The sequence below is a fragment of the Paenibacillus agaridevorans genome, from assembly GCF_018604145.1.
Classification (GTDB): Bacteria; Bacillota; Bacilli; order Paenibacillales; family Paenibacillaceae; genus Pristimantibacillus; species Pristimantibacillus agaridevorans.
Window position 1 is genome coordinate 8,637,425 of sequence record NZ_CP075889.1, and the last position, 18,124, is coordinate 8,655,548.

The following is an 18,124-nucleotide window of genomic DNA, read 5'->3' on the forward strand; positions in this document are numbered from 1 at the left end:
AAAAATAATGAAAGCCCGCTATCCATTAGGACGGCGGGCTTGTTTGCCGTTTCAGATTAAGTTCGCTAGTAATTCAAGTTAATGGAAGTTCTTAACGTGTCGATTTTCAAAAATGTAATTGGGATTACAGAACGCCGCGGGGCTTGGTGTTACAGTAAAACTAGAAAAAAGTAAGATAGAAATTTAAAGGAGTGTACAAAGCTTTGAAAATACGGACGTGGAAGCCAATAATTGCGTGTGTACTTGCTGTAATGATGGTGCTGTCCCTGGTGACACCAACAATTACCGCAGCAGGAGTCTCTACTACATCTACTACATCTGCTAGTTCGGAGGCATTACAGCAATCTGAATTGTATGCTGCTTTAGTAGAAGAGTATGGAGAAGATGAAGCGTTAACGATGCTCCGTTTGATGCAGCAACTGGGTACTGTAAATGATCAGGGGGAAGTGAAGAACTTTCCGATTGTGTTAAACGGCCAATCGTACTCCTTAGATCAAGCAGTTAAGCTGATTCAAGATCCAAACACGGATCTATCGCAGATTGCAGCAGTCGATGGTGATGAAATCACGCTTGAGCAGCTCAAAAAGCTGATTGAGATTGAACAGTCGCTTGGTCAATTGTTGGATAAGCTGGAGCAGGGTGAGGTTGATATTACCGAGCAGCATCTCAACAATATTGAAGATATATATTCCCAAGCCTTTAAGAATGGAATTCAAACCCTGGACGCGAATGGCAACCCGATTGTATATGATGCAGAAGGAAATATGATCGCTTTAGACAATCAGGATTCTCGTATGCTGAACTCCTCACAAGCAGGAACAACGCCTGCATACATTGGAAAAAATGAAGACTACAAAGACCTTGTGCAGATATCGGTACATTTGTTAGATGCTTTTTACCAAGGTGATAATATCGAATTTCGTCTGAACACGGCGCAGTCAGTTCCTGTCTCATTTAAGTATGAGTGGATTAACGTTTCGCAAAAGTTTGGACGTGCTGATGGCGCAAGTAATGGAACAATAACGTTCAAGCCTGGAGAAACAAGCGTTAGGCTCAAATACAATATTACTAGACGTGGACAAGCTAGTGTGAAAACAAAAGACTGGAATCTTTTTCAAAACGACGTGTTCGACGGCTATTCACAAGCGGATTTATTGCATTTCTATGATTTTAAAAACTTTGACCGTTTTAGTTATAAGACGTCACTTAGTCATTCAGACCTAGGCACTTATTATTCTTATAATGGCGGTGCTTATGTACCGCTAGCTTTGAGATACGGTGATGCAGGTCGCCTTGAAATCGGTGGCGTAAGAGGAGTGGATGAATTTAATATCTACGCTCAAACTAACTTCTCTGGAAAGTATCTTGGGAATTATCTTGATAGATTCGAAGGGAACTCGGCTACTTATAAAACAGGCCAATTGCTTCCTATTAATGTATATTTTAATCATCCACAAGAACCTAGACCACCTCGGGATGTTTTTAATTATAAAAATGCTAAGGATGGAAACTTGGATTTAAAAAATGGACAAATTGCTTATTTACTCTCTAAATCAAGAGAACCCGATGAGTATGATTATGTAACTGCTGGGTTGTTACACAGTTTCGCAAGTCCTATAAGCAAGCAAGCAACGATAGATTATCTTGCTGATCCGAAGCTGTATGATGGATTTAATGTAAAGAAAGTTAATAATATGAACCGAATATTTAACTGGAAATATTGGCGAGATGTCGATTTCTATGGAAATAATTATCCAAATCCAAATATCCAGCATAGTTATCCCGAAGAATATGCCGGCGGCAGCTATGCTAATAACCCGGAAATTACTATCGTACCTAACAGAGCAGATATATTTAACGGATTATCTATTGATAAAAATCTGTATTATGTTGGCGACAACATTAAAGTCGAGGTTCAATTAGAGGCCACAGAGGGCTTCTATGAATGGTTAGTTAATGGTGCGATTACGCCTGAAGATATTAAAAAGCGTGTCTACGTTTCGGTTGGTGATCGCGATAATGGGATTATTGAGCTGGATTGGAAGCGCGATGCTGGCGGTGAGCCTACGACACCATTAACATTAACAGGTGAACTAGAGGTTAACGATAAAACGTTTGACCTGCTTTCTGATGCTCACGCTGAATCTGGATATTTACGCGCCAAAATTTTCTATAACAATGGCAGTGATTTGAATTCAGCTACATTAGGCTTGCGTGAAGATATGGCAATGCTTAATGATACGTTCCAATATTTTAAAATTGAAAGACCTCTTTATATTACGGCAGATAATGCAAGCATTGTATATCCTGACGTTTGGCCATCAGGTACGAATAATGAAGTTAATCTGATTAGCGGTAATGCCACAAAACTATCGTATCAAGTGCCTGCAGAAGCTACCTTCCAAACGCCTGATCAATTGGAATGGAGAAGCAGCGATGAGTCGATTGCTTCCATATTGGCAGATGGAACGATTATCCCTAAGACGACAGGCTTTGTCACGTTTAGTTTAATCGCCAAAAATGATGGGCGTGTTAATCCGCCAACTGAAATTGTTTCTGATTCGATTGAAATCATCGATGATGGTTCAGCAATGATTGTGATTCCAAGCTTTGCCAATCAAATTATCGCTTATCAAGAGCAGGATGCGGTGATGTATTGGTCTACCAATGTCATGTCGCGTTACAAAAAGCTTGCACAAGGTGGAACACCGAATAAAGCAAACTTCAAGGTAGAGCTATATGAAGGAAATTATAGCGAAGCAGACTTGGCTGCACAGACACCAATCCAAACGTGGAGTGGCCCGGCAACGACAGCGTTAGTGGACGCATCGAGCTTTGTCATTCCTGGACAATACTTAACGGCGCTTTCGATAGGCGGAGCACCCACATATACGCTGCGCGTGTCAACGAAAAATCCAGAGAATGAGCTAAATACATTGGCAGCGACCTCACATATTGTCGTTCGCTCCCCAGCAGTGAAGATTGAAATTGATCGCTCGGCAGGTCAGGCCTTTACAGACAGCGTGGGATCTATTCCTATCTCCTGGAATATGAGTAACTTCGACGGGTTTGAGGGCAGTGAATTTGAATTCGAAGTGACGCGTAATGGCGAGCGTGTGCTTGGCAGTCAGATTACGTATGACGCAGAGACAGAACAATTTACAAGCGGTTCTGTTAACAAATCGTCAGGCGACTTCGTGCTTAAGATAGACGCAGTAGATGGAAGCTCTCAGCGTCTGAAGGATAATTATGTCGTTACCATTAAAGCGAAGAACAGCTCAGGATCAACTTGGTCTTATGATTCTTATTATTTGTACGTATACGATGCAGATTCGCTTGAAATATGGGTGGACGGTCAGCAGGAAAATGCGGTAAAGCTAAGCAATATTGACCGAATTTCTACTATGACGAGTGAGCAGATTCTCGCTTTGAAGCGTGATATTACCCTTGTGAAGGGGACGAACATCAATTATTCGCAGTTCAAGGATCTGAATCTGATTACGGATCAAGTGGCTTGGGATGTTGCTGATTACGGCATCGCAACGCTGAATTATGGCACGTACAATAATGTTGCCTCTATTGAGGAGTATGAGTATAACTCCTATACCCCGACTTCGAAATTTCACTTAACTGGACTAGAAACGGGGCAAACGAAGGTTAACGCTACTCATGCGCGAACAGGAATTGCTATGGAGCTTGATGTAACGGTTGAAACGTTGCGAGATAAGCTTTATCTGTTCCAGCTCTATCCGAAGGTGGAGAGCACTCTAAGCTACAAGACGATAGAAAATGGTGTAGAGGTAGAACGTGAAGTAAAGACAAATGCTACTGGCGAGCTGGCGTTGTATGAGGAAAATGGCATTGTAAGCGATGTTTATATTACATCGTTCCATGACCATTCGACGTATACAGGTGTCATCGATGGGATGGTGCTAAAGTCGAAGGAGCAGGATCCAGCGACAAGACAGCTATATCCCGTTAATATTTTACAACTTAGAAGATTAGCAGAAGTAGATGTGTATTTGAAAAAGCCTGACGGTAAACCATATGTTGGCGAAATTACGTACCGTGGCGGAGTTTATCGTAATGGTCGCTATGCGTCACCTGCTGAAATTGGTGTCGATACTCCTGTAACGATCGGTAATGATGGAAGATTACACGTTATTTTCGATACGACAGATTTCTACGATCCTTCGCATGAAAATAATGCGTATTCCATCTCGGCTAAGGATGAAATTGAAATTATTCTAGAAGTTCAATTCGGTAATGATGCTTATTATCCATTATTGGTTTACAGCTCTGGTAATGCCACGCCTGTTGACATGATAGAGTTTGGAGATAAAAACCAAGGTCTTCGTGCCAATCCAAGCGGACAAAGAGAAACCTTTATTTATTCTCAGTTTGTGAATACGAGTAGTCAGTCTACACGCATTAATCTGTTGAATTATAGAGGGAAATTTGGTCCAAACAATCAGTTTTCATCGATCAATTTGACGACGGAGTTTATGTGGTGGGGTGAAACCAACGTTAATGATACGGTGAAGGTTGAGCTTCTTAATGAGCTTGGTGTTATGCCTGATGGCCAAAGCTATGAGACGATGAAGTATCCATTCTCGGATTACTATACGACGAAGCATGTTCAGCTGTTTAATTCCAAAACGATTTGGCTGGAAAAAGCGAAATCAGGATCGTATAGTCATCGATTGTACGATGATCAGGGAGAGTTTTTGAAGAGCTTCAATGGAGAAGCAACAGTAGTGAACATGATTGGTGTGCCTGGTGTTGACATTATGGGAGTAAGCTCAGAAATAAATAGAATCCGTAATGATATGAAGAATGCCCCAATGACTTCGGTTGCTCCAAGCAATAATGACAAAATAATGCTAGAAACATTAAAGTTGCTCGGTAAGTATGGCCTGAAGGTAGGGCCGGCGTCGATGAACATCTATCCAACAGATGATCCGATGGTATATAAGACAATCATGAAGGTACACAAGTCTACGATTCCATCAACAACGGGCGGTTCAGGTGCCGATGTGAAGTTTTTCAAAAATAATGAACAAAGCTTTGCACCTGGTGCTGGAGATATGTTGAGTATGGCAAAAGGCTCCTATGCTCAAGAACAAAGGGATTCTTATAATCAAGCAGAACGGATGCAAGGACAAACGGACAAGGGACCAATGTTTACGGTTGGCGGTTATTATATGGGAACGATTCGATATAATACGCAAACCGGACAATGGGATAATATCGTAGAAGCAGGGGGCTTTACAGCAGGGGGCGGCTTCCAATACAAGCAGTCATGGAATATGATGGCTGGCTTTGTTCCTGTTACCTTTTCTATAGAGGTTGGAGCTGCTATTGAGATCGGCTTTAATACAAGCGTGCTATACGATGAGATTCCTGGTTATCCATGGTCTGATCCAAGTAAAACAAGCGAAAATGATTACTTAGCATCATTAAGAGTCGTTGCGTATGCTGAAGTATTTGGCGGTGTTGGATTTGACCTATCTATCATTGCGATGAAGATCGGAGTGTTCGGTAGATTAACTTTTGACAACACGACACATTATCTGTCCAGGAATTATGCTCCTCAATTTGATGATAAAAGCAGGATAGGGAATAAGTTGACGTTAGAGGGGATCGTCGGCGTTCGTGTTATGTTCAAATTTCTATTCATTTCGGTTACGCATGATTTAGCGTCGCTGAAATATAGCAAAACATGGCTGTTTGCGAATTGGAATGAAATTGAGGAGTATTGGAAGAAACACTCGAAACAGGGACAATTAACCTCAGCGAATGCGCCAAAAGCAATTAGTATGTACCTTGAATCCATTGGACAGCCAGAGATGGAGGTGCTAGAGGGAATCAAGGTAGAAAATCGTGATTACTTAACGGAGTATGAGCGCGCATGGAAGAGTTCAGGTACTAGCAATGCACGTCTAAGGGGTGCGCTCTCCACGAGCGCAACATCTTCCATTACAACGCTTCAGACGAATGCATATCCGTTTTCTAATCCGATCGTGGCTAATGATGGTTCATTATTCGCCTATCTATCAGATGCAGGAAGTACGGATGTAAAAGATACCGTAGCCTCATGGGCTAAGCTGAATACGGCTTCCGGTCAATATGAGGATCAAGGCTCGATCGTTACGGATTCCTCGCTTCGCGGCTTTGGCGATAGCGGTCTTCAGGTAGATGGCGAGGATGATTTCGTAGCTGCTGTCTGGGTAACGCAGGATCAGCCTATCGCAAAAGAAGCAGGCGAAGAAATTACGAATGAAGAAATTATGTTGATGAATAACAGCACGGAGGTTGTTGCTGCCATATATGACGGACAATCATGGGTGACCTATCCGTTAACAGACAACGCGACGCCTGATTTAGCGCCAGTTGTTGCTGTAAGTGATGATAAAGTCATGGTTGCATACCGTAATGCGTATTCTCATAACGTAGATAATCCATTTGACTTCTCTTCCTTTGATTCGATTATGTATCGTGTGTATGATCGTACAACGGGCGAGTGGAGTGATCCGGAAGTATTGTACAACGGTACAAATGGTACGATTATGGGCATTAATGCGGCGGCATTGTCTGATGGTACGAGCGCGATTGCCTTTGCGGTTAATCATGGCGGTCAGCAAGACGCGAAGGACAATGAGATCGTATATATGGTTGTCGATACGAATAAGGACCCATCTGCAACGGCTGCAACTTGGAAGACGAAGGGTATCGTTAAACATGTTCAATTGACAAGTGATCAGTGGGCAGATGAAAATCCACAGCTGACAAGTGTACGTTGGAGTGATAATAGTGAGCGATTTGTTCTTGCTTGGTACAAAACAAGTGAAACGGCTTTTGGCTCAAAGGTAAATGATATTCCACTTGCAGCGATTGATAAGAGCGGGGAGCTTGATCCAACATTCGTAGATAGCCTATCGGATATTCAAGTATCGATGGATGAGGTTATTGATCCTAGATTCGTTTTTGCGAAGATGTCCGACACTGTTAATACAGTAGATAACCTATCTATAGTTTGGAAAAATGCTAAAGTGGAAACGGATGAGACAACGGGAGAGTCAATTCAACGAGATTCCTTGCGAGCAGTCAAATTCGGTGTGAATGGGTCGCAGTTCTATCTCAGTTCCGTTCAGGATATTGGTACCGCTGAAGACTTCACCCAGCTTGATAGCTTGTCCGTTTATGTGAGTGCGGCAGACGGTCGTCAAGTGAAGGGAGTACTATTAGGAACGACCTATACAACGGATGCGTTAGAAGCAGGGAATATATCGACAGAAGATGGCGAGGATATTCCGGTTTATGTCTCAAAAACGATTAGTAATCTGTATACATCAACGGGCTATTATAAAAATGCGTTTAATGGCGGTCAAATCTACCTCAATCCGGAAGAAATTGTGCGAAACTTTGATCTTCCTATTGAATTTACGATTGTAAATGAAGGGATTGATACGATTGATGAGGTTACGATCGAGATCAATGGAAGATCTCAAACGTATCCTGTACAGATCGCACCGAACCGTACAGAACATCTCGTATTTACGTACAGTGTTCCAGATTCGATTGGGAACATTGATTTTACGGTAACGGCAAGATTTGCCAATGGAGAACATTTAACTGAAGATGGACGCATTAAGCTGGATATTGCTGACATCGGGATGTCTGATGCCAGCATGACAGCAGCGGATGGCATTCGTGAGCTGACGATTCCGTTGTATAACAAAAATGATGCGACGCTTGCAGGCAATAAAGGCAGAGTGGTGAAGGTTGGTTTATATGAAAATACGAACTTCATCGATGAGTTTGCGATAGGTACGCCGCTAACGATAGCGGATGAGTTGTCGCTCGATATGATGGATAACGGTGGTTACACCGCGGTTCTGGATTTTGATGTGAAGTCGTATCTAGCGAAGCAAGGTAAGACAGAAATTCCAGACGAAGGCTTGTATGTGTATGTGCGCACATGGTTAGAGGATGAGAACGGTGCTGTGCTTACAGAATTTGATGATACGAATAACTTTCAATCCGTATTCGTAGAGCGACTATCTATCAAATACAACAAGCCATTGGTTCGTATGGAAACAGAGCAGAATAATACTGGTTCAGGATCAGTGGTTTCCTTCTCGATTCAAAATATGAATATGGCTCCAATAGCTGATGGTAATGTGGTCATGTTCCTATTAGATGAAAACGGTGAGGTGCTAGAAAAGCAGTATTTAACACATGCAAGCCAATTGCTGCAACTGGGCTCTGAGCAAATCGTAGAGCATATCTTCAGCTTTACACAGAAGGGCCATGATGTTCGTGCCGAATTCTATCAGGAATCTACGAACAACTACACTAGCGATCTAAGTCTGATCTCGATGACTGGTATACCGCTTAATTTCGAGGCGAATAGTGGAACGCGCGAATATCGTGCAGCTGTTGAAGGATTAGATGCCACGCAGCTCATCGCAGCAGCTAAAAATCCAGGTGCAACAGTTACGGTATTGGGACCAGATGGTCAAGTTATTAATAATCAACTTGGCGGGTTGACGGGAAGCTTCGCTCTAAATTCTTCAGCTAACGGTACAGATAATGAATTTACAATCACCGTAACGCCGAAGGAAAAAGGAACAGGCTATCCGAGTTCTACAACCTATAAGGTCATTGTGAACAACACGTCGTCAGATGCGGAGAAGCTTACAGCTACAGTAACTAGTACGAATCCGATTGAAGCAAATGTGTTCTGGGATGATGCAACAATACATGTGAGCAAATATGATGTTCCGGGATTCAAAATTACAAAGGTACAATACAACATAAACAGCCAAGGCTGGATTGATTCAGCGAATGCATATGATGGAACTCAGACATCAGAGGTCGTGCAGCTAACGACCCCAGATCAATATGATGTTCGTGTACGTGTTGTGCTTGATAACGGTAAAACGCTGGATGCGGGCCGATTTAAATTCTCAATCGAGGATCCTGCGATGGACCCTGTGAAATCTACGATTGAAGCGAATGCATTTGAATCGCTAGCGGACGGCACGACTCCAGTTAAGCTGAATATCATTCTGCGTAATGCGAATGGCTATCTGCTAGAAGGAAGAACAGTAGAGCTGACGAATATTGCTGGAGTTGCAACAACGAATACAGCTGTACAGTCTGTAACGGATGCCCAAGGAACAGCCCTATTTGATGTAACATCAGCAGTCAGTGGCACGGCTACGATTGAAGCGAAGGAAGCGGGAGGCAATGCGCTAGCCGTAACGAAAGACGTAAGCTTCAAAATCGGCGGGCCTAGCGCAAGTCGTACGACGATTGAGGTAGAGTCGGGGGCTTATGCCGATGGTGTAGATGAAGCTGAGCTTGTTATCACCGTACGAGACGCAGGTGGTCATGAACTTGAAAATGTTCCTTACCAACTATGGATGGAATCAGGTACGGGTTCGATCAGTCCTGGTTATCTTACTGGAAATACGGACGCAAGCGGGAAGATTACGGCTAAATTTACAAGTAAGCAAGCAGGGACTCCGTTTAGATTCGTAGCTCGCATAGGAAATAGCACGTATTTTGACCAGCGATTTAATGTCACGTTTATCGCCGGTCCGGTTGATGGAAGCAAAATGAATATCGAGCTTGCCGGGTTTAATGCGAATACGGATGTTATAGCTAATGGAACAGATAGCAGAACGGTTCGTGTTACACTAATTGATGCTGCTAGTCGACCTATAGCTAATAAAGAAATTTCATTAACTACGGATAAGACGGGTGTTACGATCTCGCCTGAAACGAGAACGACCAATAGTAATGGCGAAGCCTACTTTACGGTTACAGGTACAGAGATCGGCGAAGCGGTAGTAACGGCAACGGAAGTAGAGCAAGGCTTTAGCAAGACGCTGACGCTAAATTTCGTAGCAGGCAGTATGGACGGCAATCAGACAGAGGCAACGATTAGCAAAACGACACTCGTTGCTGGAAGTACAGAAACAGCTACGATTACGGCCTATGTTCGTGATGCAAAAGGTTATCCGATCACCAATAAAACGGTTAATTTACAGACGCGCAATGGATTAAATAATGGACTGATAGGCACTGAAGCTCAAACGACGGACAGTGACGGGAAGGTTGAGTTTATCGTTCCGGCACGAGCCTATGGTTCAGTAACGCTGCAGCTGTATATGGAAAATGTTCCATATCCGTTTAAGACGTTTATGCTCATGAATGACTATGGTCCGGCGGATGAAAGCAATACGACCGTTACGCTTGATAAAACGGAAATTAAAAATGATGGATCGGATGCAGCGATACTTACGGTCAGGCTGGCAGATGAATTAAATCAAGCTATTGCTAATAAATCCGTAAAAATTTCAACAGAAAGCGGTCATATTCGCTTCTCTCTAACGAGCAGCTATACGAATTCTTTTGGAAGTGTAAATTTCGGAGTATACGGTGTGTCGCTTGGTACAGCTGATATTAAAATTACCGTTGATGGTTCGGACGCTGAGTTCACTGCAACAGTAAACGTTGTCCCTGTTGATTTTACGTATACTAATATACGGGCAACAGCGACGTTGGACAAAACAACCGTATTAGGCAATGGCGTAGATCAAGCCGTTCTTACAATTGAAGCTAAGGATCGCTACGGCAATCCATATGTCTCGGCAGATATCGATGCTTCGATGGTTGGCCCAGCAACGGTCATTCCGATCACAGGAAAAACAGATGCTGATGGAAAGCTCGTTATACCGATTGCGTATCAGGGTGCTTCGGAGTTCACGACCAGCGGTAATATTCGCTACAACGGAGCTTGGACATCTCTGCCGAGCATACCTAAGCTAACCTTCGTGCAGGGTGAAGTTGATGGGATCAATTCCGAAATATCGGTAGAAAAGGTTAACTTCAAAATCGGTGAAACGCCGAAGCTTACGATGGTGATAAAGGCTGAAAATGGCGAGCCATATCAGCAAAAGCCAAATGAAAGGTATGTATTTGAAGTAACTGGAACGTTAGGTGATGGCAAGGAATCATTCACGAAACAGTTCGACGTAAAGCCAATATGGGGTAATCCTTATGAGCCGTACTTATTAGATATTAGGACACTAGGCAAAGCAGAGCTATCCGTTAACCTTGTTGAGACGAATTCAGGAACACGCACGAAGCTAATGGTTCTTCCAACTTTAACCTTTACGAGAGGTGACTTCATTGGCAACGGTTATCTAACAAGTCCGGTTAATGATTCTGCAGTTAGCTTAGAAAAAGAGTATTGGGTGAACTTAACTGCAACAACGACAGATAGTGGAGGAAATCCAATCGCTGGACGTGATATTTCGTTAATTGCAAGTGTATGGGATCCAGATAGCGGCAGCTATATTCCGGATACGAAAACGGTATTTGAACGGACTGGCGACGCCCTAACTAATGCTGCTGGCATCACGACCTTCCGTATGAAGCGTACGGAACCAGGGAGTGTACGAATTGAGATGTATGATGAAGGCTTAAAGCGTGTTGTAGGCTATGGACATTATCATACCTTTACGAGTCAAGTGTTCGATCCGGAGCAATCACGCATTGAAGTGGATCATGTTGAGCGCATAGCGGACGGCAGTGAAGCTTCATTGATCACCGTTCATATGGTAGGTACAGACGGTAAGCCGATGGTCGGCGCATATCTTGATCACTACGGATTTGGTATTCATGATGTGCAGGTTGATAAACTGGATGCACAAGATGGATCAGATGCAAATGGCGTGTATCGCTTTAGAGTGACAAGTCAGCAACCTGCGAACGTCGTTATGTATTTTGCGGATTCGTATCGTCAAATTGTAACGATGGATTCGGTTGTACTGCGCTTTATAAACCCGGATCAGAAGCTGGATGTAGAGCAATCCAGAGTCGAAGCCATTAAGGCGGCGGTTGCCGCTAATGGTCAAGAATATGGCGTGATTGAGGTCGAGGTTGTGGATCATAACGGGACACCAATCCCATATCGTGAAGTTAAGCTCGAACCATTGAGCGGAAGCTCGCATATCGATGTCGAGGTTATTGAAACCGATGGCAACGGCAAGGCAATGTTTATGGTATCGAACCAAGATATTGACGAGATTACTTATAAGGTAATCGATATGATTAGTGGTCAAGAGTTTACACAGCAAGCAACCTTAATGTTTGTGGCAGGCAATTTGGATGTAAGTGCATCGTCAGTAACAAGCTCGCATTCAGAGCTTTTGGCTAATGGCACCGATAAAGCAGTTATTGAAGCAACGCTGCTTGATTCGAGTCGTCATCCGCTTGCTTCTCGTCAAGTACGATTAGAAGCGGCAGGCGGTCAATCTGCAATTGCTCCGCAGCTAGCCGTAACGGATGAAAATGGTGTGGCAAGCTTTGAAGTTGCTCATGATGCCGTCGAGTCCATCACTTACGCTGTCATCGATGTAGCGACTGAAATGAAATTGCATGACCAAATTGTTATTAATTATGTGACAGGCGCTCCGGATGCACAGCAATCTGTTGTTAGCGCGCACCGTGATGTGGTCGTCGCAGATGGAACAAGCGCAACAACGATTACAGTAACGGTAAAGGATCTGTACGGTCATGCGATTAATGGTGCAGAGGTTAGACTTGCTGCAAGTGGAGGCAGCTCTACGATTACGAACCTTAATCCGGTTACTGGTACGGATGGTAAAGCAACGTTTGAAGTGACAAGCGGCGGATTAGGCGAAATCACTTATACAGCTTACGCGAAGCCGGCTGGCGGTACAGAGGTGGAGATCGTGCAGAAGGCTTCGGTAACATTTGTAAACAGTGATATGGATGTCCTTCTATCCTCAGTAGCTGCTGCTCCGACTAGTGTAGTGGCAGATGGGGTATCCACTGTCGTGGTAACCGCTACGATCGTCGATAAGAATGGGCTGCCGGTGACTAATCGCGAATTGTCCTTGCATGTCGATGATTCGACAGATACCAGAACGTGGCAGGCAACGACGAACGAGGACGGCATAGCAACATTCGAGCTGCGAAGCTCCGAGGTTGAGAGCCTGGACGTTTATGTAAAAGATGTACCAACAGGTCTAACGTTAAATCAGCAAGCGCAGATCTCGTTCGTAGCAGGGCCTGTAGATACAGGATCTTCAACGATCGCAGTAGCACCAGCTTCTGTTCACGCAAATGGTCAATCACCAGCCGTCATTACAGTAACGATTAAGGATGCCTATCAGCATGTATTAGCCGGTGAAACAGTATCCTTATGGCTGAATGGAGCGGAAGCAGAACAAAGCATGACCGACGCGCAAGGCCATGCAAGCTTTACAGTGACGGGGCATGTCGTCGAGCAAAGAGGCTACGAGGTTTATGTCGCCGTTAACGGCGAAGACGAATCGCTAGGCGAAGCAATTGTAAGCTTTGTTAATGGCAGCATGGATGTAATCGCTTCGTCGATTACAACGGATGCGCAGTCTCCGGTTAAAGCAGACGGCACATCGACTGCAACAATTACGGTAAAAGCTATCGATGAGTACGGTCATGTGATGGCAAATCGCGAGATCGAATTAATTGAGCAGATTACGAATCGCACATGGCGCGTTGTTACGGATGGAAACGGTGAAGCGGCGTTTGCCGTGAGTGCTACCGATCTTGGACAACGTACGTATCGCGCGTATGATGTCGTTGGCAGTGCAGAAATTCAAGGCAGCGTAAGCATCACTTACATTGCAGGTGCGACACCGCCAGTCGATCCGTCGCCAGTTGAGCCAACAACGCCAACACCTGAGCCGAGCGAACCAAACGAAAATGACGAAGGTCTGTTTAATTCCGATATCCTTGATCTGGAGAAAATGATAGCCAGATTCCGTGAACAATTAGAAGCTACAAAGGGACAGACAGGAACAGAAGGATACGGCGATATTGCTGGTCACTGGGCGATGAAGCCGATTGGATTGTTCTCGAGGCTGGAAGGGATTCGCGGCTATCAGGATGGAACGGTACGCGGCAATGCAACGATGACGCGTGCGGAATTTTCCTCCATGTTAGTACAGTTGCTAGAGATAGAAAAGACAGGCAAGAAAAAATGGTCATTAAGCGATATCCAATCGCACTGGGCCGCCGGCGCGATCGCAACCTTGGCAGGTCATGGCGTGATCAATGGTTATGCCGATGGAACATTCCGTCCTGACCAAACGATCAGCAGACAAGAAATGGTAACGATGCTGCTGAAGCTGGTAAATGAAGAGGCATTGCCGAACAAGCATGTGCGAGCCTTTGCAGATGTCGGCAATGTAAGTCCATTTGCGGTTAACTCCGTACAAGCTGCGGGAAAGGCAGGTATCATTCAAGGTTATGAGGACGGAACATTCCGCCCGCAAAATCATATGCGTCGTGCAGAAGCCGTCGTTATGCTGCTGAACCTGCTAATGGTAGAGGAACGACTGCACGAACTGTTTGATCCCGAGCTGAAGAAGTAATCTTTAGATGAAGCAATTATGAATTATAGTAACACAAAAGGGTCTGTCAGAAAGTCGGTGAAAACGGACGATCTGACAGACCCTTTTTCTTTATTTGCAACGCTAACGAGCGATTCTACCGCTTCTCCAGCCGCTTGCGGTATTCCGATGGGCTACAGCCTTCGAACTTCTTGAACAGACGGCTGAAGTAGAAAGGATCGGTGAATCTGAGCATTTCGCCGATTTCCTTCGCCAGCAGCTCCGGGTCGGAGCGGATCAACTGCTTGGCCTTCTCGATCTTGAGATAAGCGAGATATTCGATCAGCGGCATTCCTCTGTATTGCTTGAAGAGCTTGCTCAAATAGGGGGCGGTGAGGCCGATGCCGGAAGCGAGCTCTTTTGGATCGAAATTGCGATGGGAATTTGCCTTCAGATAGTCGTCGAGTTTGCTGACGACGCCTTCCGGAGAGTCGCGCGAGATGCTGTTCTCCACGAACAAAGCAACTTCTAGCCGCTCGATTAGAGAGTCGCTCCATATTTCGTTAGGAGTAACGCTTTCCATACTTTCGTCGACGACGGAATCGATATCGACGTCCCTCCTCCAATACCCTTTGCCGACAGCGTGGAGGGTCCGTTTCACAAGGGCCGTGAAGTCCGGGACGGGAAGCTGGGCCGAGAGCCATTCTCCGATCAACGAGGACAACTCGGCCTTGAACAAGCTTTTCTGATGCAGATGAACCATTGATCGTAAGGAGATTAATCTTTCGTTTGTCAGAATGGTAACAGGAGAACCGGCTTCCGACGCATCTGGCGTTTCGTTCTCTAGGATCAGCTTGGATACGCCGTGTTCGGCCCTTCGCCGCAGCAAATCCCGGAGAGAACCAAGCGATCCTGCGATGTCGCCCAACCGGGCAACCGGTGCTCCGATTGCGACGTTTACTGTTGTTCCCGATCTTGCCTCCAGCAAACGCTGCAACGATTTCGCCAATTGCTCTCTTTCCGCTATCTCCCCGTCGCCGTCCCGATCCTCATCGACAATCACGATTTTCTCCGAAGACGTTTTCCCGCTCCATACTCGGAGCGTAGTGCCAGGAGTCGTTAGCGTGGCAAGCTCCGACTCCAAGTCGGCAGGGCTTGCTTCCGCCCCGGACGCTGCTCCGCACAGCGCCAGAAGCAGCCCCAACGAGCGGTCGGCGAACAGCCCATCGGATTCGTCGCGGAGCTGCTCCCCGTGCAGCGCGGAGAGCAGCAGCGCCCGCTTTCTTTGCTCTTTTCGTCCCTCTAGCATCGCTCCGAGCTTGGCCAACACCTTCCGCACATCGTCTGGCGACACCGGCTTCAGCAAATAGTCGTAGGCCTGATATTTTAGCGCTTCCTTCGCATAGTCGAAATCCCGGTAGCCGCTCAGAATGACGAACGGGAGCTCAGGGTCTTTTTGCCGGATCGCCTTGATTAATTCCAGGCCGTCCATGACCGGCATGCGAATGTCGGTAAACAGGACGTCCGGGGTTTCCTCTTCCAGCTTTCGCAGAGCGTCGGCGCCGTTGATCGCGGTAGCCGTCACCCGGAAAAGCGAGGAGTTTCGTTCGATCTCATAACGAATGTCCCGAATCAAAGGAGGCTCGTCTTCGACTACCATTACCCTGTACATGTCCGTCCTCCGTTCCCGTTTTGATTTTTCCGCCAAAGCTTACCTTCAGTCCCCGTTCCGGAGCGTTCTCGATTTTCATCGTCGCGCTTTCCCCGTGCAGGAGCATCAGCCTCGCATACGTGTTGACGATGCCTAGGCTGTACGATCCCGTACGGACCTCGTCTCCCGATCGCCTCTCGTTCGAGAACAAAGCCTCGATCTTCGACCTCAGCTCCTCTAATGTCGGCTCTTCAGCCCCAGCCCCGTCGTCGAGGACAGCAATTTTCCAATGTCCGCCCGCTACCCGTCCCTCGATCCGGATATGCCAAGGCGGAGGAACGGAGGCGAATGCATGCTTCATCGCGTTTTCCACGAAAGGCTGGATGGTGATTCGCGGAAGCTCAATGTCCCTCAGCTCAGGATCGACGTCAATCTCAAAATCGAAATGCTCCTCGTAGCGGTATTTCAACAAATTCAAATAATTCCGCGTATATTCGATTTCATCCTCGACCCGGACGAAGTCGGAGGAGGTCGTATAGCGAAGCTGCGAAGAGAGCTGCCTGCACATTTCCGCAACCTTTTCGGGCTGCTCGCCGTGTTTGGCCGCGGCTCCGATCGTCGCTAACGTGTTATGGATAAAATGCGGATTGATCTGGGATTGGAGAGCCAGCAACTGCGCCTTGGCCTCCCGTTCGCCCGCCTCGGTCAACTGCTCGATCGACAGCTGCAAGCGCGAAAACATTTTTCGGAACAGCCGATCGAGCTGCTGCAGCTCGTTGTTTTTGTCCGTATAGTCGATGTTCAGCGCCAAATTGCTTAAGGTCACCTGCTTAAGCGAGTTGCCCAGCGTCCGGAGAGGGAGGGTGAGCCGCTTCGAGCTGTGATGAAGGACGATCAGCGTCGCCAGCAGGACCAGTAAGCCTGCGCCGACGATCAGCGCGTTCAGCCTGCCGACGGAAGCTAGCGCCTGTTCTCGAGATTGGGCGATGGTCAGCACGTGGCCGGTCAGCGGAGATTGGCGGTAGGTAAGCAGCATCGGCTCGCCCCCGCTGTTGCGGACCGAAGCCGAGCCGCTGGATCCTGCAAAAACGTAAGGCTTGTACAGCTCTGCATCTTCGGCAGAGGCCGAGGCATCGATGGACGGTCGGGGATAGAACAGGTCGCCTGTCGGATCGAAAATATAGAACTCCGAATCGATCGCCGGGTCGGGTTCATATAGGCGAGCTAGATCGCTATACCTTTGCTGCACTTCGATATAACCGTACTCTCTACCCGCCGCATCCTTGATTTTGCGGCTGAGAGAAAATACAGGAACCTGAAGCTGCGACCAGTTGTCGAGATGCGGGGGAAGCAGCGTGAAGCTGCCGTCTCCGTCCGCAAGCGGTGCGAAGATCGGAATGCCTTCCAGGCCGGCTTGGAAGAGCGCTTCCGCGTTGTCTAACGACTGCGGCGAGAGGGCATACTCGTGCTCAAAATTAAAGGCGACGATTTTAAAGGCGGAGCTGAAAGGACCGTTGATCGAGGAAATCGTGTTGGTCAGCTTCCTTGTGTCTTGAACCCCAAGGCCCGGGATGCTGGCCGGGGTATAGAGATGCTTAGCCAGGTTTTCATCCAGAAGCAGGCTGACGTTGATCCGTTCCATATCCTTTACGCGCCCGTCGAATTGCTCCGTAATTTTCTGAAGCAGGCGTTCGGTGCCGGTATAGACCCCTTTTTGGACCATTTTCGACGAGTACACGGCCAAGGCGGCGACAATGCAGGCAATGATTAATAGAATGAGGATCGAATAGGTGACGAAAATTTTCGTCTGGAGGCTCCCGTTTTTCAGCATTCGCCAGCCCTCTCTTTCGCAATGATCCGACTCTTCTGCCTAATGTAACAGACGACTTGACAATTCGTCAAACCCCTGGGAAACGCGTTATTTTTGTGCCGAATCGTACATGCGGTTTTCCTAACGAGTCCATTCTTCTCCGAGCTGAATGCGTTTACAATAGAGATCGGGACATGTCCGACGCTCGACAAAAAAGATCATAATTTCATTAAATGAACGGGGGAA

Annotated in this window: 3 protein-coding genes; 1 reads left to right on the top strand and 2 read right to left on the bottom strand. The window is 46.3% G+C overall.

The annotated features are described in order from the left end of the window. Positions 1–203 precede the first annotated feature (203 nt). Positions 204–14,459: an Ig-like domain-containing protein gene (locus KJW29_RS34465; RefSeq protein ID WP_214628022.1), complete on the top strand. Its 14,256-nt coding sequence runs from the start codon at positions 204–206 to the stop codon at positions 14,457–14,459. Between the two features lie 115 nt (positions 14,460–14,574). Here KJW29_RS34465 and KJW29_RS34470 read toward each other — a convergent pair whose 3' ends face one another. Next, the gene (locus KJW29_RS34470; RefSeq protein WP_214628023.1) at positions 14,575–16,089 is read right to left on the bottom strand and encodes a response regulator transcription factor; all 1,515 of its coding nucleotides are present in this window, start codon (positions 16,087–16,089) and stop codon (positions 14,575–14,577) included. Continuing rightward, a complete protein-coding gene (locus KJW29_RS34475; protein WP_214628024.1) occupies positions 16,031–17,899 on the bottom strand; it encodes a cache domain-containing sensor histidine kinase in 1,869 nt (622 codons plus the stop codon). Before KJW29_RS34475 ends, KJW29_RS34470 begins: the two co-directional genes overlap by 59 nt. Positions 17,900–18,124: the final 225 nt, after the last annotated feature.